The following is a 22,402-nucleotide window of genomic DNA, read 5'->3' on the forward strand; positions in this document are numbered from 1 at the left end:
TCGATTTATTCTACCTCGACTGACAATAGCTCCGCTACGGCTTCTTGGGGTGGATCTTCACCATTGATTTTCATCTGTCCGATTATTCTGACAAACTCTTCCTGGAAAACCGGCACAGTGGATGAGGGTAACGATACCGCATGCCAACGGACAGGTATCCCCTGATCAGTTATGGGCAGGGAGACAACTCGACCGGTCCTCACAGCTTCCCGGACCGCCCATGCCGGGAAAATACCGATGCCCAGCCCCGCCATGACCATCTCCAGCATGGCCTGTGGTTGATCCACTGTCAAATACCTCTTGGGTTCAATCCCCTGCGGTTTCAGCAACGCCTGATATAATCGATTTTTTCCACGTTCGGCATGAGTGATCAGCTTTACCCGGCTAAAATCTTCGATACCAACATATTGCTGACTTCTCAGGGGATGATCAATAGGGAGTACACAAACCATTGTATCGCCAAAGAGAGGGACATACCTGAAACGATCATCCCCAACCGGCGCAGCAGTGACGATGAGGTCGAACTTTCGCGCTTCAAGCTCTTCCACAAGATCAACGGCTGTGCCGATAATCAATTCAACCTTCGGAAACTTTCTCTGGAAAATATGGATAGCCTGAGGCAACCATTTGTAGCAGAACAGGCACTGTACCCCGATCTTGAGCTCTCCCCGATCGCCTGAGACTCTTCTGGCGATGTCGAGTTCGGTATCCTCCATCAGCCGGGTCACCAGTCTGGCGGTGTCGAGCAGCTTTCTGCCAATGGGTGTAAGGATCATCTTCTTTCTCGCCCTAAAAAAAAGATCCGCACCGAGTTTACTCTCAATATCCTTCAGCTGCTGGCTGAGCGCAGACTGCGAAAGACAGAGATTCTCCGCCGCCCGGGTCATATTGCCGGTCTCGGCAATGGCACTGACCATGCGTAGATGTTTGATTTCTAATTGATTCATGGCGTTACGATTAGATCTACTAATTGATTTAATAATGTTAATCCATTTTACTTATCTACACAATCTCCATATATTGTCAATTCAATCAGCAGCGCCGCAAAATCAGCGGCCGTAAAACGCACATTCCACCATTTAACAGGAGACAATCATGGCATTAATCAGCACAGTAGCACCTGAAGAAGCCACAGGAATTATCAAGGAAGGGTATGATATGTTTTTTAAAAATGTCGGTTCCATTCCACGACCAATGGAGGTACTCAGCTGCAGCCCCGCCCTTTTTGAACTGCAGCTAAAACGTATTGGCTATTTTGCCAAACATCCGAAGCTGAGCTTTGCCCTTCTGTCCCATATCCGTTACTTAGCGGCTCACAGTCTCAACTACTCGTTCTGCATGGACTTCAACAGACACATGTTGAAAAAGCAGGGTCTCGCCGATGAGGATATCCAGGCTATGGAAAAAGATCCTGCCAAAGCATTGCTGGAGGAAAATGAAATCGCCATGCTGGTCTTTGTGATGAAGGCAATGAAGACTCCCGGTTCAACCACCACCGAAGATATTGCCCAATTGAAAGCATTAGGCTGGGAAGAAAAAGAGATGGTGGAGGCCCTGGCCCAAGGGGTGGGTATGATCGATCACTCCATTATGATGGAGGCCTTTCAGATCGATCAGAACTGTATGCTCTGATAAAAGCGAAGAAGGTAAATCGAATACCCGTCAATTAGATCGGTGCCGGGTATTCGCTCTTCTTGTGATGATTACAGGTTGAGCCAGTCCGCTGCCCCAAACCCGGCCGCCCGACCGGTGGCAAAACAGGCGGTAAGCAGATAGCCACCGGTGGGAGCTTCCCAGTCCAGCATCTCGCCGGCACAGAAGACCCCGGGCAGATCACGCAGCATCAGCTGGTCATCAAGGCTGGCAAAACTGACTCCGCCAGCAGTGGATATCGCCTCAGCAATGGGTCGTACTCCGGTCAATACCACCGGCAATTTTTTTATCCAGCGGGCCAGTTTCTGAGGATCACCAAAATCACCACGGTCCGCATATTCGTTCAGCAACCCGGCTCTAACGCCATCGATACCCACGGTTTTGCGCAGATGCGAAGAGGTAGACCGCTTGCCCCTTGGTGTTGAAAGGCTCGTGACAAGTGCTTCTTCTGATCGGTCGGGACAGAGGTCAAGATGAATGAGCATCCTCCCCTTTTCTGCCAGTTCACGACGCAGAATCGGTCCGCAGCTATAGAGCAGGCTGCCCTCAAAACCGGTTGCAGTAACGATGAACTCGCCTCGCCTCGAAAAAGATGTATCTTTTTCATCAACGATGGTCACCACCACATTCTTGATCGCCTGTCCCTGAAAATGATCCCGAAAGTGATCGGAAAAATTGGCATCGAAGCCACAGTTTGCAGGCTCCAGCGCGTTCACGGAAACACCTTTATTCCTGAGTAGTGACAGCCACTCACCGGTTGAACCGAGCTGGGGCCAGCTGCCACCGCCGAGTGCCAGCACAGTCGCTTTGGTGACAACATGACTCTCGCCCTCTTCGGTATTGAAAACGAGCGCCCCGCTGTCATCCCAGCCATGCCATTGATGACGCGTATGGATGACGAGGCCCGCCTTTCCAAGCCGCGTAAGCCAACGGGTAAGCAGCATATCCGAGGTCATCTCGGTGGGAAAAACCTGCCCTGTGGACCCCACAAAGGTCTCCACCCCAAGCTCTACCGCCCAGGCCCGCAGATCCTCAGGTGTAAACCCTGCCAAAAAGGGGTGGAGCGCTGCCGCACTCTCACCATAATTCTTCACCAGCTCGTCAACCGACTGAGCACGGGTCAAGCTCAAATTACTCTGCCCCGCCACAACCAGCTTTCTGGCCACCGCCGGCATCCCGTCATATAAATGGACCTTTGCCCCCTTGCCGAGAAGCACCTCCGCCGCCATCAGCCCAGCGGGACCACCGCCAATTACTGCCACTTCTATAGTATCTTGATTCATGATCATGAAGTTCCCTGTTTTCGTTTCCGGAAGAAAAAGAGGAATCCCAATGCGGGATTCCTCCGTTCGAGCAAATCTAAGGCCGATTTCTGCCGGAAACAAGGGCAGATGCAGGAAAGCTTTTTCCCAGCATCTATCTGATCAGCCTTTTTGCCTCCCGTCTACGGGCATGCAGAATCGGTTCGGTATAACCGTTTGGCTGCTCACGTCCGCAAAAGACCAGATCACAAGCCGCCTGAAAGGCCACGCTGGTTGCAAAGCTTTCGGCCATTGGCCGGTAGGCTGGATCGTTCTCGTTCTGGCGGTCGACCACCACCGCCATCCGTTGAAACGTCGCCAGCACCTCCTCTTTGGTACAGATGCCGTGATGCATCCAGTTGGCCAGGTACTGGCTGGAGATGCGGAGCGTCGCCCGGTCTTCCATTAGCCCGACATCGGTAATATCCGGCACCTTGGAACAACCGATTCCCTGCTCAACCCAACGCACCACATAACCAAGAATTGACTGGGCATTATTTTCGAGTTCCCGCTGTATCTCTTCAGGGGTGAGCGGCTCAGTCAACAGGGGCAACTCCAAAAGAGACTCAAGACCTGCGGTCGCCCTACCAGAAAGTTCGCGCTGCCGTGCAAAGACATCCACCTCATGATAGTGCATGGCATGCAGTGTTGCCGCAGTGGGTGACGGCACCCATGCACAGTTTGCACCTGCGCGGAGATGGCCGATTTTGGCCTTCACCATCTCCGCCATCATGTCGGGTTTTGGCCACATGCCTTTGCCAATCTGGGCCCGGCCGGTAAAACCGGCAGCGAGGCCGATGTCGACATTGCGGTCCTCATAGGCACCAATCCATCGGGCGTTTTTCATGGCTTCCTTCTTCACCATAGGCCCAGCTTCCATACTGGTGTGGATTTCGTCGCCGGTCCGATCAAGAAATCCGGTATTGATGAAGATAATCCGGTCGCGTGCTTCACGGATGCACGCTTTGAGGTTAACCGAAGTACGTCGCTCCTCATCCATGATGCCGATTTTGAGTGTTCCTGACGGCAACCCCAGTAGTTCTTCTGTACGGGTAAAGAGACTGCAGGTAAAAGCTACCTCTTCCGGGCCATGCATCTTTGGCTTCACAATATAGACACTACCATGGCGGCTGTTGGCATACTGCACTTCGCCCCGCTGCTCGCTGAGTGCCACATAGGCGGTAACCATGGTGTCGAGCATCCCTTCCGGAATCTCGCACCCATCCATGAGAACGGCATCGGTCGTCATGAGATGACCGACATTTCTGATCAGCATCAGGCTACGCCCTGAAAGGGTCAGCGGTGCACCGTCCGGCGCCGTATACTGGCGGTCCGGGTTAAGTCTGCGAGTTATGGTTTTACCACCCTTATGTAATGTCGCGGTCAAATCGCCCCGGATGAGGCCAAACCAGTTACTGTAGGTAAGCGCCTTATCACCACCATCCACCACCGCGACCGAATCCTCACAGTCGCAAATAGTGGTAATCGCCGATTCCATGAGCAGATCCTTCACCCCGGCTGGATGATCTTTACCTATGGGATGGTCGCGATCGATCTGGATCTCTAGGTGCAGGCCGTTGTTTTTAAGTAGGATCGCCTTCAAGTGATCGTCAGTTTTGCGGTAACCTGTAAACTGCTTACCGTCGACAAGACCTGCTACTGAACCAGATGCCAGCACAGCCGCCAGCTGCCTCGATCCACCATTTTCGGTAAGCTTGTATTCAACCACTTCCGCATGTTTGCCGTTATTAAGCGGTACGGAACGATCGAGAAAGGACGAAGCGTAAGCCATAACCTCCTTGCCTCGCAGCGGATTGTAGCCCGATCCCGGTGCAGCACCCGTCGTCACCGGCAACACATCAGTGCCATAGAGCGCGTCATAAAGACTACCCCAGCGGCCATTCACAGCGTTTACCGCGTAGCGGGCGTTGGTCACCGGTACCACCAGTTGCGGCCCGGCAATGGTGGCGATCTCCGGATCGACGTTTCCGGTGGTAATCGTAAAATCCTCACCCTCGGGCAGCAGATAACCTATCTCTTCCAGAAATGTTTTGTAGGCAAGCGCATCATGGGGCTGTCCCGCTCGCTGTCGATGATAGTCATCAATTTTTGTCTGCAACTCATCACGTTTAGCAAGGAGCACCTGATTCGTTGGTGCCATCTCTCGTACCAACGTCTCGAGGGACGCCCAGAACCTGGTTGGAGCAACCCCTGTAAAAGGCCCGATCCGCTTTTCAATGACCGTAAAGAGTGGTTCTGAGATCGCGAGATGGCCAACCTGTATACGATTATTCTCTATTTCCTGCATATCGTGTGCTCCTTCCAGAAACGTCTTTGATCTCCGGTGCATCATGTATCTTATTAAAAAAACACGTAACCGGACCGGCGTCCGATTATCGTTGCCGCGTTGACACTTGCAGGCTTTCATAAATCTGCAAGCCCGCATTAATTGGTTGGACCGATTTAGCATGAGGCGCCCGGAAACGCAAGGGAGGTACTTCCGAAGCAGCTCGCAAAGCAATTCCCCTGTTCCTGGTCCAACAAAAAAGGCCGGATTCCCCATTGGAAATCCGGCCTCAAATCATCATCACCGTGATGAAATTTCGCTATCTTTGTACTTCAATCGTCATCAAAACTCATTTCCTGATAATCTTCGTCGTCGTACCCTTCCTCCTGCCTGAGCAGCTTAACAGGAGTCTTGGAGATGATCTCATATTCGGTACCACATTCCTGGCACGCGATAATATCGCCTTTATGAAAATAGTATTCGATAGGAATGAGTTCAAGACAGATTTCGCAACGTCCGAACTGCTCTGCACTCTCATTGTGCTTGCTCTGTTTCCCCATTGCCGCCTCTCCTTTCACCTTGAATTATCACAAATCCATACGCTCATTGGAAACAACAATCTCACTTATCACCACATATCACAAATTCTATATTTTTCCGAATGTTTATTGCTGCCGGAACCAGTAAACATCAACCGTCCTCATTCGCACAGTCACCGATCTTTTTCACAGCTTCCCGCACCCCCAAAATAGGCATACAGACCACACACATCAAGTCGATGATAAAATAATAGTATCGTAACAGATTATTCATAATGGACGAATCGTCCGAAAAATGGATCTATCTCTATATTTTTGTGGAATTTTCCGGTACAATTGTGTTGACTTTACAGTCCTTTTCAGCTAAATGCCATTCTCTCATCAAGACAAGCACACAGGTGGCCCAGGCCGCTCCGCAACTTCTCGTACAGACTCCCGAGGTATCTGAAATGTGGCATGATATTTCTCGTATAAACAGCTGGACCATCAAAGACGCGACCGAGCATTACGGTATCGAAAAATGGGGCGCAGGTTATTTTTCCATCAACTCGACCGGTGATGTGGTGGTAACTCCTTCCGGTGCGGACAACGGTCCAAGCCTCAGTCTGCATGAGGTCGCCAAGGAGATCGAGGCGCGTGGTCTTTCCATGCCGGTATTGCTGCGCATTGAAAATATTCTCGGCTCCCAGATTAAGCTGTTGCACGAGACCTTCCGCAAAGTCATCCTCGAGAACAACTACCGTGGCGTTTACAAAGGCGTGTTCCCCATCAAGGTGAACCAGCAGGAACAAGTCATCGAAACAATCAGCCAGTTAGGTAAGACCTTCAACCACGGTCTTGAAGCGGGTTCCAAATCCGAATTGATTGCCGCCATCTCCATGCTGCAGAACCGAAGTGCCTGCCTGATCTGCAACGGCTATAAGGACGAGGAGTTCATCGATCTCGGTCTCTACGCCGTCAAAATGGGATTTCAGGTATTTTTCGTGGTGGAAGTCCCGGGCGAAGTGGATCTCATCATTGAGCGCTCCAAGGTTCACAATATCAAACCGGCCATAGGTTTTCGCATCAAACTCTCCACCCAGGCGGAGGGCAAGTGGAATGAATCGGGCGGTGACGCCAGCGTCTTCGGCCTCACAATGAGCCACACCATTGACGCCCTCGACCGGCTGAGAGCAGAAGGCATGCTCGACTGTCTACAGCTCCTCCACTACCACATCGGTTCGCAGATCCCCAACATCAGCGATATACGCGCCGGTGCCATGGAGGCCTGCCGGCTCTATGAAGAGCTGGTACTGGAGGGAGCGCCCATGGGCTATCTCGATCTGGGCGGCGGTCTGGCGGTAGACTATGACGGCTCCAATACCAACTCCAATTCGAGTCGTAACTATTCAATGGAAGAGTATTGTTCGGATATCGTCGAATCTATCATCACGGTACTCGATAAAAACGACATCCCGCACCCGACCATTATTACCGAATCGGGCCGGGCCATTGTCGCCTACTACTCAGTGCTGCTCTTCAACATCCTGGATATCAGTTCGTTTGAGCCGCCACCGATTCCCGACAAGCTGCCGGTAGTCGATAACGACCTCCTCGAAAACCTGATGCTCACCTATAACATGGTCTCAACCAGGAACATTCAGGAGTGCTGCAACGACGCCCTTTTCTACCGAACTCAGGCACGCCAGCTGTTCAAACACGGGGGGATCACCCTCCGTGAAAGGGCTCTGGCAGAAAACCTGGTCCAGCATACCTTGATGAAGATTTCGAAAATCTCCAAGGAGCTTGACCATATTCCGAAGGACGTGCAGAAGATCAACAAGCTGATCTACGACATCTACTACGGCAACTTCAGTCTGTTCCAGTCACTGCCAGACGTGTGGGCCATTGATCAGATCCTGCCGGTGATGCCGATTCACCGTTTGAATGAAATGCCGACGAGGCCGGCCATTATCTCTGACATCACCTGCGACTGCGATGGCAAGATCGACAAGTTCCCCGATATTTCCCAGGAAAAAACCAGTGTCATGCTCCATCCGTTGAAGGATAACGAGGAGTATTATCTGGGTGTCTTCCTGGTGGGTGCCTATCAGGAGACTCTTGGGGATCTGCATAATCTCTTTGGGGATACCAACGTGGTCTCCATCCATGTCAACGACGACGGCAGCTATAAATTCATCCGCGAGCTCGAAGGCGACTCGGTGGCCGATGTGTTGACCTATGTGGAATATGACATCCGGGCCATGAAAAACAGGCTGAAGGATCTGGCCGAAGACGCCATTGACCAGGGCTTTATTTCGGCCCGGGAGCGAAAATCAATTCTCGCGATCTTTGAAGAGGGCTTGCGAGGCTACACCTATTTCGAAAAAGAGTAACTGCATTTTCACCATCAACGTTGATGATCTTGAAAACAGTCAGCTTAGCCATGCGGATGGGCTCGTAAAAAGTTTAGAAGAGAGGAAAGAATATGTCACGGGTACTTATCATTGGAGCCGGCGGTGTCGGCAATGTTGTCGTCAAGAAATGCGCTCAGCATCCGGAAGTCTTCACCGAACTCTGGGTCGCCAGCCGGACAGTTTCCAAGTGTGAGGCCATCGCCGCCGAAGTCGACAAGCTCTATGGGGTGAAGGTTCAGACCGCCGCGGTGGACGCTGACAGCGTGCCGGAACTGGTGGCATTGTTGAACAAAGTGAAGCCGGTGTTGGTGATCAACGTGGCCCTGCCCTATCAGGACCTGACGATTATGGATGCCTGCCTCGAGTGCGGAATCAACTATCTCGACACCGCCAACTACGAGCCGGAAGATACCGCCCATTTCGAATACAGCTGGCAGTGGGCCTATCAGGACCGCTTCAAGGAGAAGGGGCTTATGGCCGTGCTCGGTTGCGGCTTTGACCCGGGTGTTACCAACATTTTCTGCGCCTGGGCCCAAAAGCATCTCTACAGCTCGATTGAGACCATCGACATCCTCGACTGCAACGCCGGCGACCACGGCCATCCCTTTGCCACCAACTTCAACCCGGAGATCAATATCCGGGAAGTGACCCAGGTCGTCCGTCACTGGCAGGATGGCGAATGGATCGAGACTCCGCCCATCATGAGTGATGAATGTGTTCATTTCACCTTCGACTATCCGGTGGCGGGACCGCGCGAGAGCTACCTTCTCTACCATGAAGAGATGGAGTCACTGGTCAAACATATCAACGGCTTAAAACGCATCCGCTTCTGGATGACCTTCGGCCAGCCCTACCTCACCCATTTGAAGGTCCTGGAGAATGTGGGCATGACCCGCATCGACGAAGTGGAGTTCGAAGGCCAGAAAATCGTGCCGATCCGTTTTCTGAAAGCGCTCCTGCCCGATCCGGGCTCACTCGGCAGCAACTACACAGGCAAGGCGGTAATCGGCTGCGTGTTCAAGGGCGAAAAGGACGGCAAGGAATTACATAAATACATCTACAATGTCTGTGATCACGCCGAATGCTACAAAGAAGTGCAGGCTCAGGCGGTCTCCTACACCACCGGCGTTCCGGCCATGATCGGGGCGATGATGATGCTGAAAGGCATCTGGAAAGGTGAGGGTGTTTTTAACGTCGAACAGCTCGACCCGGATGTCTTCATGGACGAGCTGAACAAGAACGGACTGCCCTGGCAGGTCGTCGATTTTGAAGGCAAGCTGCCGGAATAGGCCCAACGTGACAAGTCCAACACGAACCAAGACTCTTGACCGGCAGACCCTGGCGGATTTCCCCCTGGATATCATCCGCCAGGTGCAGACACCCTGCTACCTGATCAGCGAGGACGCGGTGCGCCGCAACTGCGAACTGCTGGACACCGTCCAGCAGCGCACCGGCGCCAAGATCCTGCTGGCCTTGAAAGCTTTTGCCCTGCCGGCACTGTTTCCGATTATCCGCAGCTATCTGCACGGGGTCTGCGCCAGCGGCCCCATCGAGGCTCAACTGGGGCGTGAGGAGTTCGGCCGCGAGGTACACACCTATGCCCCGGCCTATACTGCAAACCAGATGGAACGGGTAATCAGCTACTCGGACCACATCCTCTTTAACTCCATCCGTCAGTGGCAGACCCATCGTCATGCCATCGATACGGCAGAGCGGGATATTGAAGTAGGTTTGCGCGTCAATCCCGGCCACGCCGAGGTGGAGGTAGATCTCTACAACCCCTGCCAGCCTGGATCGCGATTCGGCCTTGGTCCTGAAGATTTACAAGGTGTTGACCTCTCAGGTATTTCCGGCCTGCACTTTCATGCACTGTGCGAGCAGAATGCCGATGTGCTGGTGCGGGTGCTCGATCATTTCGAACGTCGATTCGGCAACTATATCGACAAGATGCAGTGGATCAACTTCGGCGGCGGCCATCATATTACCCGGGCCGATTATGATGTCGATCTGCTCTGTGAAACGATTATTGATTTTAGGAGACGTTACAACAATATTCCGGTTTATCTTGAGCCCGGCGAAGCTGTGGTCCTGAACGGCGGGGTTTTTGTCACCAGCGTGGTTGACACCATGTACAACGGCATGGATATCGCCATACTCGACTCTTCGGCCGAAACCCATATGCCCGACGTGCTGGCCATGCCCTATCGCCCTCACATTGTCGGCAGCGGTCAGGCCGGCGAACTGATGCACACCTACCGGCTGGGCGGTATCTCCTGTCTCGCCGGTGATGTTGTCGGCGACTACTCGTTCCCAGCCCCCCTTGAACCGGGACGGAAGCTGGTGCTGACCGATATGGCCCTCTACTCCTTTGTGAAGAACAACACCTTCAACGGAGTGGAGCTGCCATCCATCTACACCTGTTCACTGGAGAACAGTGCACCGACACTTATTAAAAGCTTTGGCTATGAGGATTACAGGATCAGAATCGCTTAACGGACGAACTCATGAATTTCCACGAAGAGGATGTGACGTCTCGGACAATTCACCACCAGCTCTTCATTTCTCCCCACAGGCTCAACCGACGGCGCCCTTGATAATCTCTTTGTCGAAATAGTTGATAGCCATGCCGGCGTCCACCACGATGGTCTGGGCATTGATCCCCGAAGCACGGGGCGAAAGCAGAAATACAGCGGTATCCGCCGCCTCCCGGGTGGTGAGTGCCGCTTTCCGCAAGATAGCCTTCTCAGCAAAAAGATAGCTGTCCACATAACCGGGAATTCCAGCCGAAGCCGAGGTTTTCAGAAGACCAGGCGCCACTGCATTAAAGCGGATATGGGAAAAGGCTGAAAAACTCTTGGCCAGAAAACAGCAGGAAGAATCAAGTGCCGCCTTGATCGGTGCCATATAGCCGTAATTCTCCGCCGCCATTCTGGTGGTGGAAATGGAAATGGTGACCATTGAGGCATCTTGGGACAACAGATCCTTGAAGTGATTGGCAATGCTGATGAACGAAAAGCAGGAAATATCGACAGCCTGGAGAAAATCTTTTTTCAGGGTGGAGTGAAACGGTTTCAACCCTTCCGAATAGTTGGCAAAGGCAATGGAGTGCACAATCCCGTCAATTTTGGCTCCGCCCTGATTTTTTAAATAGCCGGCTATCTCGTCTCTTACCCGCACGATATTCTCTTCTTCTTCGACATCGCAAAGAAAAACTGGGCAATCGGGAAAGAGCTTGGTCGCAGTCGTCCGCCGCTCCTCGGAGCGCACCACATGGATCACCTCAGCCCCTTCCGCGACCAGGGTCCGGGCGATTGCGCAAGCCACAGATTTTTTGTTGGCCAGGCCAAAGACAATAAATTTTCTGCCGGTAATATCTAAAAAGCTCATGTGTTCCGTTGTCTGTTGAGCCTCTTGCAAAAAGGTCTTTTCGCCCAAACTCAGCGTTATGCTAATAATTTTATCCTCGGAATATTATGTATATGCCTGTTGTAAAATTTTTAGCATGCCTCGGAGTCTACGCTTACCTGATTTTGAGCAAAAATCCTCATTTTGCAAAAGGCTCTGTTGGTAATGTTTCGGATGAAGGTGTGATCGGCTCAGGATACACTACCCAAATCAGCGGTACAAGGAACAATCCGCCCATTCATCTGCTCACAACCTGGTTGTTGATCGGACTTTTGCGTTGTTCTTTCTCCACAGTTTACGGTATATGAACTGCAGAAAATGACGTTTGCCTATTCCCCATCACCCTCTCTTCCCATTTAACATGCAGAAATATATTATCGGAATCGACACCGGCGGCACCTTCACCGACGCAGTTCTCCTTGAACAAGCAACCGGTAGAATTATCGCCTCAGCCAAAAAGGCAACCACTCACCAACAGCTCGCCATCGGTACGGGTGAGGCGCTGGCTGCCCTGCTCGAGACAGCGCAGATCACCCCTGAAAACATCAGTTCACTGACGGTTTCCTCAACTCTTGCCACCAACTCCGTGGTGGAAAACAAAGGGGCAAGGGTAGCCCTGCTTATCATTGGCTACGTACGTCATTTTCGGCTGCCGGTAAAAGCCGTCATCTACATCAAGGGCGGTCATACCATCACCGGGGATGAAGAAGAACCTCTCGACCTCGACTATCTGGTGGAGATCGTCAACGGCCTGAAAAACGAGGTGGATGCTTACGGTGTCTGCTCTGCCATGTCGATTAAAAATCCGACCCACGAACTGGTGGCTGAAAAAGCCATCTCGATGATCGACCCGAAGCCTGTTTTCTGCTCGCACCGGACCAGCGACGTCGCCGGCATGAAAGAACGCGCCGCCACCGCTGGTCTTCACGCCAAACTCATGCCCATCATGCAGGAATATCTGGCCGGCATCAAAGAGGCCATGCGCACGCTGGGCCTAACTTGCCCGATCTCTATCGTCAGCGGTAACGGCTCCACCATCAGCAGTGATAAGGCGGTGGAGTTTGCCGGCTCCACCGTGGCCAGCGGACCCGCCTGCACCGCCCACTTTGGTGCGCTACAGACACGTGAAGATGCCCTGGTAATCGATGTAGGCGGCACTACCACCGATATCGCCATGATCAAAGACGGTGCACCGATACTCGCGGCAGAAGGATGCCAGATAGGCGGATGGCGCACCCATGTGGAGGCGGTGGATATGGTCACCGGCGGCATTGGCGGCGACAGCCATGTCATGGTGGACACCAAAGGCAGCATCTCGCTTGGTCCCGGTCGGGTGATGCCGCTGGCAATGAGCAGGAACACCCCCGATATAGCAAGCTGGCTCGGCACCGGTGAAAAGGCCAAACTCATCGTCGGCCGTCCCGAAAAACTCGCAGGCCAGGATCACGAAGTTGCCGACTGTCTGCTCCGCCTGGGCCCCACTACCTTGCACGGAATCAAGGCAGCAACAGGTCTTGCCGGTGTGCCATTAGAGAAGACGCTGGAGCAAATGGCCAACCTGCAGCATATCTATGAATGCGGCTTTACCCCCACCGACGCGTTGCACGTTCTTGGCCGCATCGATATCGGCGATGCGGCTGCCGCCCGCCTGGGAGCCGAGATTCTTGGTGCGGCAGCAGGTCTTGATGCCGAGGAATTCAGCCGCAGCATCATCGCCAAGGCTGAAGAGAAAATCGAAAACCTCATTATCGACTACTTGATCCAGCACTACTGGGGTAACTCACTTGCCGGTTTTCTGAATGCGCGAAACGATCATCCGGTTCTAGGCGTCAACTTTTCACTGAAGATCCCGCTGATCGGCATCGGCGCCGCCGCCCGCCACCTGCTGCCGGCAGTGGCCGAGCGGCTGGGAACGAGCATCAGCTTTCCCGACAACTGCGAAGTGGGCAACGCCATAGGCGCCGCCATGATTGGCGCGACAAACCTGAATTGCTAAATGGCAAGACCGCCGGTCGAAACGTGACCGGCGGTGAAGTTGGAAGGGGTGGCTATTTGATATCGGCGATAAACGTATTTGACTTTTCAATGGCCCGGTTCATCTGGGTCACCAGTCTGTTGATTTCACCTTTGAGTGAAGCGAACTCCTCTTTCAAGGAACCAATTGCCTGAGCATTGAGATTATGCTTAAGGTAAAGCACATTGTCCTGGAAAATGCGTAACACCGGTTCCATGCTCTTTTCTGCCTGATGCATGGAGGATATCATCTCTTTATAACGCCCTTTGGTCTTCTCAAGCTTCACTTTGCTTGAACGACGAAGTTCGGCGTTCTGGTAGAGATCAAGCTCGGCCTGCCACTCCTCGAACAGGGCGCCTGCCACGGCCTCCACCTTATCGATGCGCTCTGAGACATTATCAGCGGCATCCTTCGTATCTTCATATTCAGCGTTCAGTTTGTCATAGGCCCGCTTCAGATCGGTATCCTTCAACTGCACCACGGCATTAAACTGTTCCAGCGCCGACTTGAACTGTTCCTGGGCATCCTCCTGGGCATCACGGGCATTCTCCACTCTGTCGATCATAATATCCCGTTTATGGATGCCCACCTTTTCCATGGCCCCGTAATAGGTATCGGCGCAGCCGCTCAGCATGATCGGTAGAATTGCCAACCACGCCAGTAACACCAACTCGGACCAGCTGTGATACTTCACCATCTTGTTCTCCATTGATAGAAATTGTCTATTTGTTTCCAGATGTTCGATAAGCCAACATAACCAGAAAAAATGTTTGATGCAAAAAATATCACTCTGGAAGACCATCAGGGCCAGACCAACAACAGCTTCGTATTGTACTTATAAAAGCAGTGATTTATAGTGGCAACAATACGACTTGAGGAGCAATCACGATATTCGTTCCTGAGGGCATGTAACATAGGAGGGCGAGATGGCAGAACAACAACCTACCCCCAAGAGCGCCCGCATCACATGTAATGGCTGCGGCGGTTCCGGCCAGATCTCTTTTTTTCGGGGTGTGAGCAGATTTGTCATGGATTGGGATGACTGTCCTGACTGCCTTGGCACCGGCTATATCGAAAAACCTGCGACCGAACCGAAGGCCGGCAGTCAGAACAACAGAGAAATCCCATCCGATAAATAACATATCAAGGCGGTCCACACCATGCACCAGACAACAGCAGTTGTTGAACGTATCTTTGCGATTTTCTCTGACTGGTGCAAGGATCGCACCTGGGCCTGTCGGAAGGGTTGCGCCTCCTGCTGCACCCAGAATGTGACTCTCACCACACTCGAAGCACAACAGATTGTAACGTTTATCCGTGAGAACAATAGGAAGGAGTGGCTGGCCGCCATACTTGACAGTAAACTCTCCCCTCACCGACCGAATTACACCATCAACACCCTGGCCCGCGCCTGCCTGGCTGGCAAGGAACTGGCTGAAGAAACACCATCAACACCTGTACCCTGCCCTTTTCTCCTAGAGAGCTGCTGCACCATCTATCCGGTGCGCCCCTTTGCCTGTCGCTCATTTCTCTCTCTGAAAAGCTGCAATCCGCTACAACCGGCCCTGGTAGATGGCGCTCACCTGGCCGCCGCCACGGCCATCAACCAGCTGCTCGAACATCTTGATCAGGGAAAAGCCTGGGGCAACATGCTGGATATACTTACATTGCTGCTCAATGAAAGGAAAGAAGGGGAAAATGGAAACGGTACCCGTCACACCCTCCGGTCCCAACCACTACCAGGTTTTATGCTGGGACCGGACGAATATGATCAGGTTGCGCCACTCCTCGAACGCATCTTCTTAACATCTGTGGGTGGTCGCACTATTGAGACAATACTCAATGGCAGGTAGCCGGTTTCACTTAAAGAGTTCCTGGTATTTGCCATACCCTTCAGCTTCGAGTTTTCCCACCGGAATAAATTTCAGTGCCGCCGAATTGATACAGTAACGGAGCCCGGTGGGCGGTGGACCATCCTCAAAGACATGGCCGAGATGTGAGTCGGCCGCCGCACTCCTTACCTCGGTGCGGACCATAAACAGGCTGCGGTCGGTATGTTCAACAACGTTGCCTTTTTCCAGCGGTCGGCTAAAGCTTGGCCAGCCCGTTCCCGAATCAAACTTGTCTGTTGAGCTGAAAAGCGGTTCACCGGAGACTATATCGACATAGATACCCGGTTCATGGTTATTCCAGTACATATTGTCAAACGGCGGCTCGGTTCCCTCATTCTGGGTCACATCATACTGGACCGGGGTGAGCCTCTCTTTGAGCGTCTTGTCGTCCGGCTTGACCCAACTCGTCTCAACCGTATCCTTTTTCCAGGTCTTTTCTATAAAACCAGCCCGTCCGGAGCCGACCTTATAGGCCGAATAGTGAAGCACATTTTTAAGGTAGTAATCCTGATGATACTCCTCGGCCGGATAAAAGGTCTTTGCCGGTAAAATCCTCGTTACCACCGGTCGACTGAAAATACCGGATTGCTCCAAGGCTGCTTTTGATTCCTCGGCGACCCGACGCTGCTCGTCACTGCTGACGAAGATTGCCGTCCGGTAGTGGTTACCACGGTCGGCAAATTGGCCACCATCATCGGTGGGGTCAACCTGATGCCAGAAGACCTCCACCAGCTCGCGATAGCTCACCTTCGCCGGATCAAACACAACCTGCACCGCCTCCAAATGAGAAGTCCGTCCCGATGAGACCTGTTCATAGGTGGGATCAACCTCGTCGCCACCCGAATAACCGGCCTTGACCTCGATCACCCCCTCCACCTGCTCAAAAGGTGGTTCCATGCACCAGAAACAACCGCCCCCAAAGATGGCGGTCTCCTGATGTTCCTCTGCTACAGCACCGCTTGTCACTCCAACCATGAGCACCCCCGTCAACAAACAAACAATCAATGTGAATTGCATTGTTATCCTCCATGTGAGAAAAATTCTCAGTTCTCTAACTTTATGCACGACATCTCTGGAGGACAAGTTATCTCACGCCATCATTTCACAACAAAAATGGTATAAGAATCGACCCGGTCTTTCGTGCTTTCACGCGATTTTTCTGTTTCAAAAAGAGGCCTCCATTGCTATAGTGCCGGACATGAAAACCACACAAAATACCAAACGGACCAAGTTTATTTTCGTCACCGGCGGCGTACTCTCATCTCTCGGCAAAGGCCTGGCCTCAGCCGCACTGGGAGCCCTGCTTGAAAGCCGTGGCCTTACAGTAACCTTTCAAAAGCTCGACCCGTATATCAACGTCGATCCGGGCACCATGAACCCGTTCCAGCACGGGGAGGTGTATGTGACAGACGACGGGGCCGAGACCGATCTCGACATGGGACATTACGAGCGCTATACCAACGCCGTGATGGCTCAGAAGAACAATTACACCTCGGGTCGCATCTATTACTCGGTCATCACCAAGGAACGGCGCGGTGAGTACCTGGGCGGCACGGTGCAGGTTATCCCGCACATCACCGACGAGATCAAGGCGGCGGTCTTGCAGCTCGACGGCAGCGTTGATGTGGCAATCATTGAGATTGGCGGCACAGTAGGCGACATCGAGGGGTTACCCTTTATCGAGGCAATTCGTCAGTTGCGTGGCGATCTAGGCCGGGAATACACCCTCTTTATCCACCTGACCCTGGTTCCGTATATCAAGACTGCTGGCGAGGTGAAGACTAAACCAACCCAACACTCGGTCCGAGAACTGCGTGCAGACGGCATCCAGCCCGACATCTTGATCTGCCGTACAGAGGTACCGCTCGAGGATAGCCTCAAGGCGAAAATTGGTCTGTTTTGTAACGTTCCGAAAGATGCGGTCATCACCGCCATCGACTGCGACACCATCTATGAACTGCCGATCAACCTCTACCGCGAGGGTCTCGACACCAAGATTCTTGAATTGTTGAACATCTGGACAGGTCAACCCAACATCAAGGCCTGGGAAAAACTGGTCCATACCATCAAGAATCCGAAGAATACGGTCACCATCGCCATTACCGGTAAGTATGTCGACCTCACAGAGTCCTACAAGAGTCTGCACGAGGCACTGGTACACGGCGGCCTCGCCAATGGTATCAAAGTAGAACTGCGTTATCTCAGCGCTGAAGACATTGAAGTGAAAAACCCAGGCGAGCTGTTAGAAGGATGCGACGGTATTCTTGTACCGGGCGGCTTCGGCAAGCGCGGCGCTGAAGGCAAAATTAAGGCCATCACCCATGCCCGGGAAAACAAGATCCCGTTCTTCGGTATCTGCCTTGGTATGCAACTGGCTGTAGTAGAATACTCTCGCAACGTGGCCGGACTGGCCGGAGCCAACTCCACCGAATTCGAAAAAGAAGCCAAAGATCCTGTGATCTATTTGATCAAGGAGTGGTTTGACTACCGGACCCAGAAGATCCAGACCAGAGACGAAAGCTCCGACATGGGCGGGACACTCAGACTTGGCGCCTACCCCTGCATTCTGAAAGAAAAGACCAACGCCTTTAAAGCCTATGGACAGGAAGAGATTTCCGAGCGCCACCGGCACCGGTTCGAATTCAACAACGAGTATCGGGAGCCTCTTGAGCAGCATGGCCTGACGATTTCCGGAACCTCACCCAATAACGAGCTGGTGGAGATTGTCGAGATCGCCGATCATCCATGGTTCCTTGGCTGTCAGTTCCATCCGGAATTCAAGTCCAAGCCTATGAAGCCACACCCGCTGTTCAGGGATTTCATCAGCGCTGCGCTCGCCAGAAAACTTGGTAAATAGACAGATGACAGATATCTCACCTGTCGCCGTCAATACGCCTGCTGGCCGATTTCTGGTCGGCAGTGGTCAACCACTCTTATTGATTGGTGGCCCCTGCGCCTTGGAATCAGAAGAGCTGGCTCGCGCCGTCGCCTCAACCATGCAGGAGATCTGCGCTCGGCTCGGCATCAACTACGTGTTCAAGGCGTCGTTTGACAAGGCCAACCGCACCTCCATCACATCCTACCGTGGCCCCGGCCTTGAAGCGGGTCTGGCAACGCTGGCCCGTATCAGGGAAGACCTGCAGGTTCCGGTGGTCTCCGATATCCATGAGGTGCATCAGGTTGCAGCTGCCGCTGAGGTGCTTGACATCCTCCAGATTCCAGCCTTTCTCTGCCGCCAGACCGATCTGCTTTCTGCTGCCGCGAAAACCGGAAAACCGGTCAATGTCAAGAAAGGTCAGTTTGTCTCTCCCTGGGACATGAAAAACGTCGTCAACAAACTCCACGAATCGGGCAGCGACAAAGTGATGCTGGTGGAACGGGGGGCAAGCTTTGGTTACAACAATCTCGTGGTGGATATGCGTTCCCTGCCGGTGATGCGCTCCCTGGGCTGCCCCGTTATTTTCGATGCAACCCATTCGGTACAGTTGCCGGGAGGCGCCGGTGGTTCATCCAGCGGCCAGCGGGAATTTATCGCCCCGCTCACCAGAGCGGCCATGGCAGCCGGGATCGACGGCCTGTTCATGGAAATCCACCCGGACCCGGACAAGGCGCTCTGTGACGGTCCCAACTCGATACCGCTGGATCAGGTTGAGGAACTGCTCACCCGGCTGCTGCGTATTCGCGAGGCCGTTGGAGACACTTTCTGACAACTGTTCGATTCGTTACAACTTTCGCTGCTGCCGTCCAAACAGGACCTTTTCGCACTGAGCTGAGCTGCTGTTCGGCGGCAACACATCAGCGACAATAGCCCACCAACCAAAATGACAGAACCCTGCACACCCAACCTTCCGAAAGAAGGTGAATATCTCTCAGATTGCGACGTTATGGACGGTTACCGCCAAAAAGCCAGAGAACGTGGGGAAAATACCCTGCCGGCCGGAGCCAGCTCGCTGGCCATCGAACGAGCCAAAGGGATCAGACTCCTGCTCCTCGATGTCGACGGCGTTCTCACCGATGGCACCCTGCTCTACTCAAGCAGTGGCGCGGAATACAAGGCATTCAACACCCAGGATGGTTTCGGCATAACCCTTTTGCGCCAGGCTGGCATTGAGTGCGGCATTATCACCGCGCGAAAGTCGGAGATGGTGCAGCGAAGAGCTGAAGAATTGAAGATGCAGCATATCTACCAGGGTGCCCGCAAAAAAAACGAAGCCTTTCGCGCAATCCTGAAAGCAACCGGCTTCAAACCCGTCGAGGTCGCCTATATGGGCGACGACTGGCTGGATCTAGTGCTGCTGCAACAGGTCGGCCTGGCACTTGCACCGGCCAATGGTGCCGTTCAAGTGAAAGAGAGAGCCCATTACGTGACCCCGAGAACAGGTGGAAACGGAGCAGTTCGTGACGCCTGCGACCTGTTGCTCAGCGCCAAGGGCGAACTCCAGAAATTGCTGCAGAGCTACTCGTTGGGATGATCAAACGACGCAACTATATCTGGCTCGTGCCCCTTTCGCTTATCGTCACCTTTCCGGTTTGGCGCATCCCGGTCGCATCCTTTCTCACCCCCCGGGTCACCTACGAACCACCGCGAACCGAAGACCCAAAACGCCAGAACTTCAAGATGGAGACTGTCAGAATTCTGCAAAACAAGAACGGGAAGATTTCAGCGGAAATCAGGGCAGAAAGAGCATTCACCACCGACAATCCCGACGAGTACTCCCTCGAGATTGTCGACGGGGATATCTATAACACCAAAGGCGAAGTCACTAACATAACGGCCAGACAGGGGGTCTTCAACGGGGCAAGCCAACAGCTCACCTTGATAGACAATGTGGTTATCGCCAAAGAGAGCGACAACCAGCACCTCTATACCGACCTGCTCTATTACGACGACACAAAAAAACTCGTCTTTTGCCCCAACAAAGTGTTGATCGAAGGCCAGGATGCTTCCATCACCGGCACCGGTCTCAGCCACGATATCGCCAAGGGCACCTATGACCTGGGCGGACGCGTTTTCTGCAACACACAAGGGTCTATTTCACCGTAACCTCTTCGCTGTCAAATACTTCAAAGCCCTGGTCTACCACCCGCCAGCGGACATTCACGTTCCAGAACAGGGCGCCATATTCCCGCCCTATGCTTCGTTGACTTGCCGGCCGGGGATCACTGATAAGAGTCTGGTACACCAGTTCACGAAGATTGCGACCGGTCCGCTGCTGATATTCAGCCAAGAACCGTTCTGCAGCTGTAGTAAAGGACACTGCGACCTCGGGGATAGCCTCCATGGTAAAACCGCAGGAAGCATTGGGGAGACTCTCGGCATATGGGATGTAGGGTTTGATATCGACTACCGGGGTACCATCGAGCAGATCCACCCCGGCAAGCTCAAGTTTCACCGATCCGTTGGCCACCACAACACGTACAAGGCGTACCACCGACATGCCCAGATGGTTCGGACGGTGAGGACTGCGGCTGGCAAAGACGCCGACCCGCTTCTGCCCACCCAGCCGGGGCGGACGCACTGTCGGCTTCCAACCTTCACTGACTGTGTCATGAAAGAGAAAGACCACCCAGATGTGGGAAAAATCTTCAAGGCCACGGAACATCTCCTCACGGTCATAGGGAGGGAAAAATTCGACAGTAGCCGTTGCCTCCATCACCAGGCCGGGTTGCTTGGGAATGCCGAACTTTTCGGGCCAGCAGGAAAATACCCGGCCGATGGGTGTAAGAACAATATCTTGTTGTGACTGGTTCATTTACTCTGTACGGTAGGCGTTATAAGGGGTTGTTCGACCCGATTGATTGAAATGACAACTTACACATCAACGACAAGGAAAGAAAGTATTGTGCAACGTATAGGCGCCTTTATCACGCCCCACGGATTCGGCCACGCCACCAGGTCCATTGCGGTGCTTGAAGCGCTCCAACACCGCCTGCCCAACCTTGGCATCGAGATATGTACCACAATACCGAAGCACCTCTTCGCCGAATCGCTGGTCAACGTGACCTTGCACCCCGTAGTGCCTGATGTCGGCCTTGTCCAGCATAACGCCCTGGTAAACGATCTGCCCGCCACTGTGGCAGCACTGGACGCTCTGTTACCTTTTCCTGAGGAGCAGATTGCCAGCCTTGCCCTGACCCTCAAAGACTGCTGTTGTATTCTCTGCGATATCGCTCCACTTGGTATCCTGGTAGCCGAACGTATGGGCATCCCTTCAATACTGTTAGAAAACTTCACCTGGGACTGGATCTACCAACCCTACATTGCCGAATGCCCCGAGCTGAAACCCCATGCCCAAAATCTCGCTGCAATCTACAGTCGAGCCACCGTACATATCCAGACCGAGCCGGTCTGCAATCCGATCCCCGGCACCAAAACCTGTCCGCCTGTCTTTAGAAAAGCACGAACTGGACCGGAAGAGATCCGTGAACATATAGGTGCGGGTACGAGAAGAATCGTACTCGTCTCGCTGGGTGGTATTGATTTCACACTCCCCGGATGGCAGCAGCTAAAACGGATGACCGACTGCCTTTTTGTTCTGGCCGGCCAGCAGGAAAACCGCCTTATCACCCCAAACTGTCTGGCGATTTCCCGTCACTCCCAGCTCTATCATCCGGACCTGATTAAAGCCGCCGATCTGGTGGTGTTTAAAAGCGGCTACTCCACTGCGGCTGAATGTCTCCAGGCGGGAACTCGCGCCGTCTGTATAACCAGACCCACCTTTGCCGAATCAAGGGTGCTCGGCCGTTTCGTCCAAGAAAAGCTCGATGGTACCCTCCTTGATGAAGAAACCTTTCTGGCCGGCACCTGGATCGACCAACTACCAGAGCTCCTCTTACGACCACGGCCGCAGCCCGCAACGTTCAACGGTGCAGATTGCATCGCAGATCTGCTGCTCCCTCTGATATCTCGATGAC

At 53.2% G+C, this 22,402-nt stretch carries 20 protein-coding genes; 12 read left to right on the plus strand and 8 right to left on the minus strand.

All coding sequences use genetic code 11. The features are described 5' to 3' along the window. Positions 1-5 precede the first annotated feature (5 nt). Positions 6-947 carry a LysR family transcriptional regulator gene (locus tag BUF15_RS00985; protein WP_084553309.1) on the minus strand — a complete coding sequence of 314 codons (942 nt, stop codon included), beginning with the start codon at positions 945-947 and terminating at the stop codon, positions 6-8. A gap of 148 nt (positions 948-1,095) precedes the next feature. Between BUF15_RS00985 and BUF15_RS00990 the strand changes: the two genes are divergently transcribed. Continuing rightward, positions 1,096-1,632, plus strand: a complete 537-nt coding sequence (locus tag BUF15_RS00990; protein WP_073611567.1) for a carboxymuconolactone decarboxylase family protein — start codon at positions 1,096-1,098, stop codon at positions 1,630-1,632. Positions 1,633-1,703: 71 nt separating this feature from the next. On the opposite strand, the gene BUF15_RS00995 is transcribed toward BUF15_RS00990, so the two are convergent. The 3 genes from BUF15_RS00995 to BUF15_RS01005 form a co-directional block, all read right to left on the minus strand. Then, positions 1,704-2,942 (minus strand): BaiN/RdsA family NAD(P)/FAD-dependent oxidoreductase, encoded by a 1,239-nt coding sequence (locus tag BUF15_RS00995; RefSeq protein WP_073611732.1) that lies wholly within the window; start codon positions 2,940-2,942, stop codon positions 1,704-1,706. A 127-nt stretch (positions 2,943-3,069) separates the two neighbouring features. Further along, entirely contained in the window at positions 3,070-5,262 is a 2,193-nt protein-coding gene (locus tag BUF15_RS01000) for a malate synthase G (protein ID WP_073611568.1), read from the minus strand. A 311-nt stretch (positions 5,263-5,573) separates the two neighbouring features. Further along, positions 5,574-5,801: a hypothetical protein gene (locus tag BUF15_RS01005; RefSeq protein WP_073611569.1), complete on the minus strand. Its 228-nt coding sequence runs from the start codon at positions 5,799-5,801 to the stop codon at positions 5,574-5,576. Between the two features lie 428 nt (positions 5,802-6,229). On the opposite strand from BUF15_RS01005, the gene speA reads away from it, so the two are divergent. The 3 genes from speA (at position 6,230) to nspC (ending at position 10,669) form a co-directional block, all read left to right on the plus strand. Beyond that, positions 6,230-8,155, plus strand: coding sequence for a biosynthetic arginine decarboxylase (gene speA / locus BUF15_RS01010; RefSeq protein WP_073611733.1), 1,926 nt, complete (start codon positions 6,230-6,232; stop codon positions 8,153-8,155). Positions 8,156-8,247: 92 nt separating this feature from the next. Continuing rightward, positions 8,248-9,465, plus strand: coding sequence for a saccharopine dehydrogenase family protein (locus tag BUF15_RS01015; RefSeq protein ID WP_073611570.1), 1,218 nt, complete (start codon positions 8,248-8,250; stop codon positions 9,463-9,465). Positions 9,466-9,472: 7 nt separating this feature from the next. Next, positions 9,473-10,669 (plus strand): carboxynorspermidine decarboxylase, encoded by a 1,197-nt coding sequence (nspC, locus tag BUF15_RS01020; RefSeq protein ID WP_143170592.1) that lies wholly within the window; start codon positions 9,473-9,475, stop codon positions 10,667-10,669. An 81-nt stretch (positions 10,670-10,750) separates the two neighbouring features. On the opposite strand, the gene BUF15_RS01025 is transcribed toward nspC, so the two are convergent. After that, positions 10,751-11,563 carry an enoyl-ACP reductase FabI gene (locus BUF15_RS01025; protein ID WP_073611571.1) on the minus strand — a complete coding sequence of 271 codons (813 nt, stop codon included), beginning with the start codon at positions 11,561-11,563 and terminating at the stop codon, positions 10,751-10,753. Positions 11,564-11,942: 379 nt separating this feature from the next. On the opposite strand from BUF15_RS01025, the gene BUF15_RS01035 reads away from it, so the two are divergent. Further along, entirely contained in the window at positions 11,943-13,577 is a 1,635-nt protein-coding gene (locus BUF15_RS01035) for a hydantoinase/oxoprolinase family protein (protein WP_073611573.1), read from the plus strand. 52 nt (positions 13,578-13,629) lie between these two features. Here BUF15_RS01035 and BUF15_RS01040 read toward each other — a convergent pair whose 3' ends face one another. Beyond that, positions 13,630-14,292: a DUF2959 domain-containing protein gene (locus tag BUF15_RS01040; protein ID WP_143170593.1), complete on the minus strand. Its 663-nt coding sequence runs from the start codon at positions 14,290-14,292 to the stop codon at positions 13,630-13,632. Positions 14,293-14,521: 229 nt separating this feature from the next. On the opposite strand from BUF15_RS01040, the gene BUF15_RS01045 reads away from it, so the two are divergent. Next, complete coding sequence (locus tag BUF15_RS01045) at positions 14,522-14,734, plus strand: hypothetical protein (RefSeq protein ID WP_073611575.1); 213 nt, start codon at positions 14,522-14,524, stop codon at positions 14,732-14,734. A 21-nt stretch (positions 14,735-14,755) separates the two neighbouring features. Beyond that, positions 14,756-15,448 carry a YkgJ family cysteine cluster protein gene (locus BUF15_RS01050; protein ID WP_073611576.1) on the plus strand — a complete coding sequence of 231 codons (693 nt, stop codon included), beginning with the start codon at positions 14,756-14,758 and terminating at the stop codon, positions 15,446-15,448. Positions 15,449-15,454: 6 nt separating this feature from the next. Here BUF15_RS01050 and msrB read toward each other — a convergent pair whose 3' ends face one another. Continuing rightward, positions 15,455-16,504 (minus strand): peptide-methionine (R)-S-oxide reductase MsrB, encoded by a 1,050-nt coding sequence (msrB, locus tag BUF15_RS01055; protein ID WP_084553311.1) that lies wholly within the window; start codon positions 16,502-16,504, stop codon positions 15,455-15,457. Between the two features lie 181 nt (positions 16,505-16,685). On the opposite strand from msrB, the gene BUF15_RS01060 reads away from it, so the two are divergent. From BUF15_RS01060 to lptC, 4 genes are all read left to right on the plus strand, one after another. Next, positions 16,686-18,344: a CTP synthase gene (locus BUF15_RS01060; RefSeq protein WP_073611577.1), complete on the plus strand. Its 1,659-nt coding sequence runs from the start codon at positions 16,686-16,688 to the stop codon at positions 18,342-18,344. 4 nt (positions 18,345-18,348) lie between these two features. Further along, complete coding sequence (gene kdsA / locus BUF15_RS01065; RefSeq protein ID WP_073611578.1) at positions 18,349-19,194, plus strand: 3-deoxy-8-phosphooctulonate synthase; 846 nt, start codon at positions 18,349-18,351, stop codon at positions 19,192-19,194. A 114-nt stretch (positions 19,195-19,308) separates the two neighbouring features. Continuing rightward, positions 19,309-19,959: a KdsC family phosphatase gene (locus BUF15_RS01070; protein WP_084553313.1), complete on the plus strand. Its 651-nt coding sequence runs from the start codon at positions 19,309-19,311 to the stop codon at positions 19,957-19,959. Beyond that, on the plus strand, positions 19,956-20,531 hold the full coding sequence (gene lptC, locus BUF15_RS01075) for an LPS export ABC transporter periplasmic protein LptC (protein WP_073611579.1): 576 nt from the start codon (positions 19,956-19,958) through the stop codon (positions 20,529-20,531). The genes BUF15_RS01070 and lptC overlap by 4 nt, the downstream gene beginning before the upstream one ends. On the opposite strand, the gene tsaA is transcribed toward lptC, so the two are convergent. Continuing rightward, the gene (gene tsaA, locus BUF15_RS01080; protein WP_073611580.1) at positions 20,518-21,240 is read right to left on the minus strand and encodes a tRNA (N6-threonylcarbamoyladenosine(37)-N6)-methyltransferase TrmO; all 723 of its coding nucleotides are present in this window, start codon (positions 21,238-21,240) and stop codon (positions 20,518-20,520) included. The genes lptC and tsaA overlap by 14 nt on opposite strands. Positions 21,241-21,330: 90 nt before the next feature. Between tsaA and BUF15_RS01085 the strand changes: the two genes are divergently transcribed. Beyond that, positions 21,331-22,401, plus strand: coding sequence for a hypothetical protein (locus tag BUF15_RS01085; RefSeq protein WP_073611581.1), 1,071 nt, complete (start codon positions 21,331-21,333; stop codon positions 22,399-22,401). Position 22,402 lies beyond the last annotated feature (1 nt).

This window comes from Desulfopila aestuarii DSM 18488, assembly GCF_900143695.1.
Lineage (GTDB): Bacteria > Desulfobacterota > Desulfobulbia > Desulfobulbales > Desulfocapsaceae > Desulfopila > Desulfopila aestuarii.

Coding starts and splice junctions, on each gene's coding strand:
- BUF15_RS00985 (WP_084553309.1), bottom strand. CDS start 947: ATGAATCAATTAGAAATCAAACATCTACGCATGGTCAGTGCCATTGCC.
- BUF15_RS00990 (WP_073611567.1), top strand. CDS start 1,096: ATGGCATTAATCAGCACAGTAGCACCTGAAGAAGCCACAGGAATTATC.
- BUF15_RS00995 (WP_073611732.1), bottom strand. CDS start 2,942: ATGATCATGAATCAAGATACTATAGAAGTGGCAGTAATTGGCGGTGGT.
- BUF15_RS01000 (WP_073611568.1), bottom strand. CDS start 5,262: ATGCAGGAAATAGAGAATAATCGTATACAGGTTGGCCATCTCGCGATC.
- BUF15_RS01005 (WP_073611569.1), bottom strand. CDS start 5,801: ATGGGGAAACAGAGCAAGCACAATGAGAGTGCAGAGCAGTTCGGACGT.
- speA (WP_073611733.1), top strand. CDS start 6,230: ATGTGGCATGATATTTCTCGTATAAACAGCTGGACCATCAAAGACGCG.
- BUF15_RS01015 (WP_073611570.1), top strand. CDS start 8,248: ATGTCACGGGTACTTATCATTGGAGCCGGCGGTGTCGGCAATGTTGTC.
- BUF15_RS01025 (WP_073611571.1), bottom strand. CDS start 11,563: ATGAGCTTTTTAGATATTACCGGCAGAAAATTTATTGTCTTTGGCCTG.
- BUF15_RS01035 (WP_073611573.1), top strand. CDS start 11,943: ATGCAGAAATATATTATCGGAATCGACACCGGCGGCACCTTCACCGAC.
- BUF15_RS01040 (WP_143170593.1), bottom strand. CDS start 14,292: ATGGTGAAGTATCACAGCTGGTCCGAGTTGGTGTTACTGGCGTGGTTG.
- BUF15_RS01045 (WP_073611575.1), top strand. CDS start 14,522: ATGGCAGAACAACAACCTACCCCCAAGAGCGCCCGCATCACATGTAAT.
- BUF15_RS01050 (WP_073611576.1), top strand. CDS start 14,756: ATGCACCAGACAACAGCAGTTGTTGAACGTATCTTTGCGATTTTCTCT.
- msrB (WP_084553311.1), bottom strand. CDS start 16,504: ATGCAATTCACATTGATTGTTTGTTTGTTGACGGGGGTGCTCATGGTT.
- BUF15_RS01060 (WP_073611577.1), top strand. CDS start 16,686: ATGAAAACCACACAAAATACCAAACGGACCAAGTTTATTTTCGTCACC.
- kdsA (WP_073611578.1), top strand. CDS start 18,349: ATGACAGATATCTCACCTGTCGCCGTCAATACGCCTGCTGGCCGATTT.
- BUF15_RS01070 (WP_084553313.1), top strand. CDS start 19,309: ATGACAGAACCCTGCACACCCAACCTTCCGAAAGAAGGTGAATATCTC.
- lptC (WP_073611579.1), top strand. CDS start 19,956: ATGATCAAACGACGCAACTATATCTGGCTCGTGCCCCTTTCGCTTATC.
- tsaA (WP_073611580.1), bottom strand. CDS start 21,240: ATGAACCAGTCACAACAAGATATTGTTCTTACACCCATCGGCCGGGTA.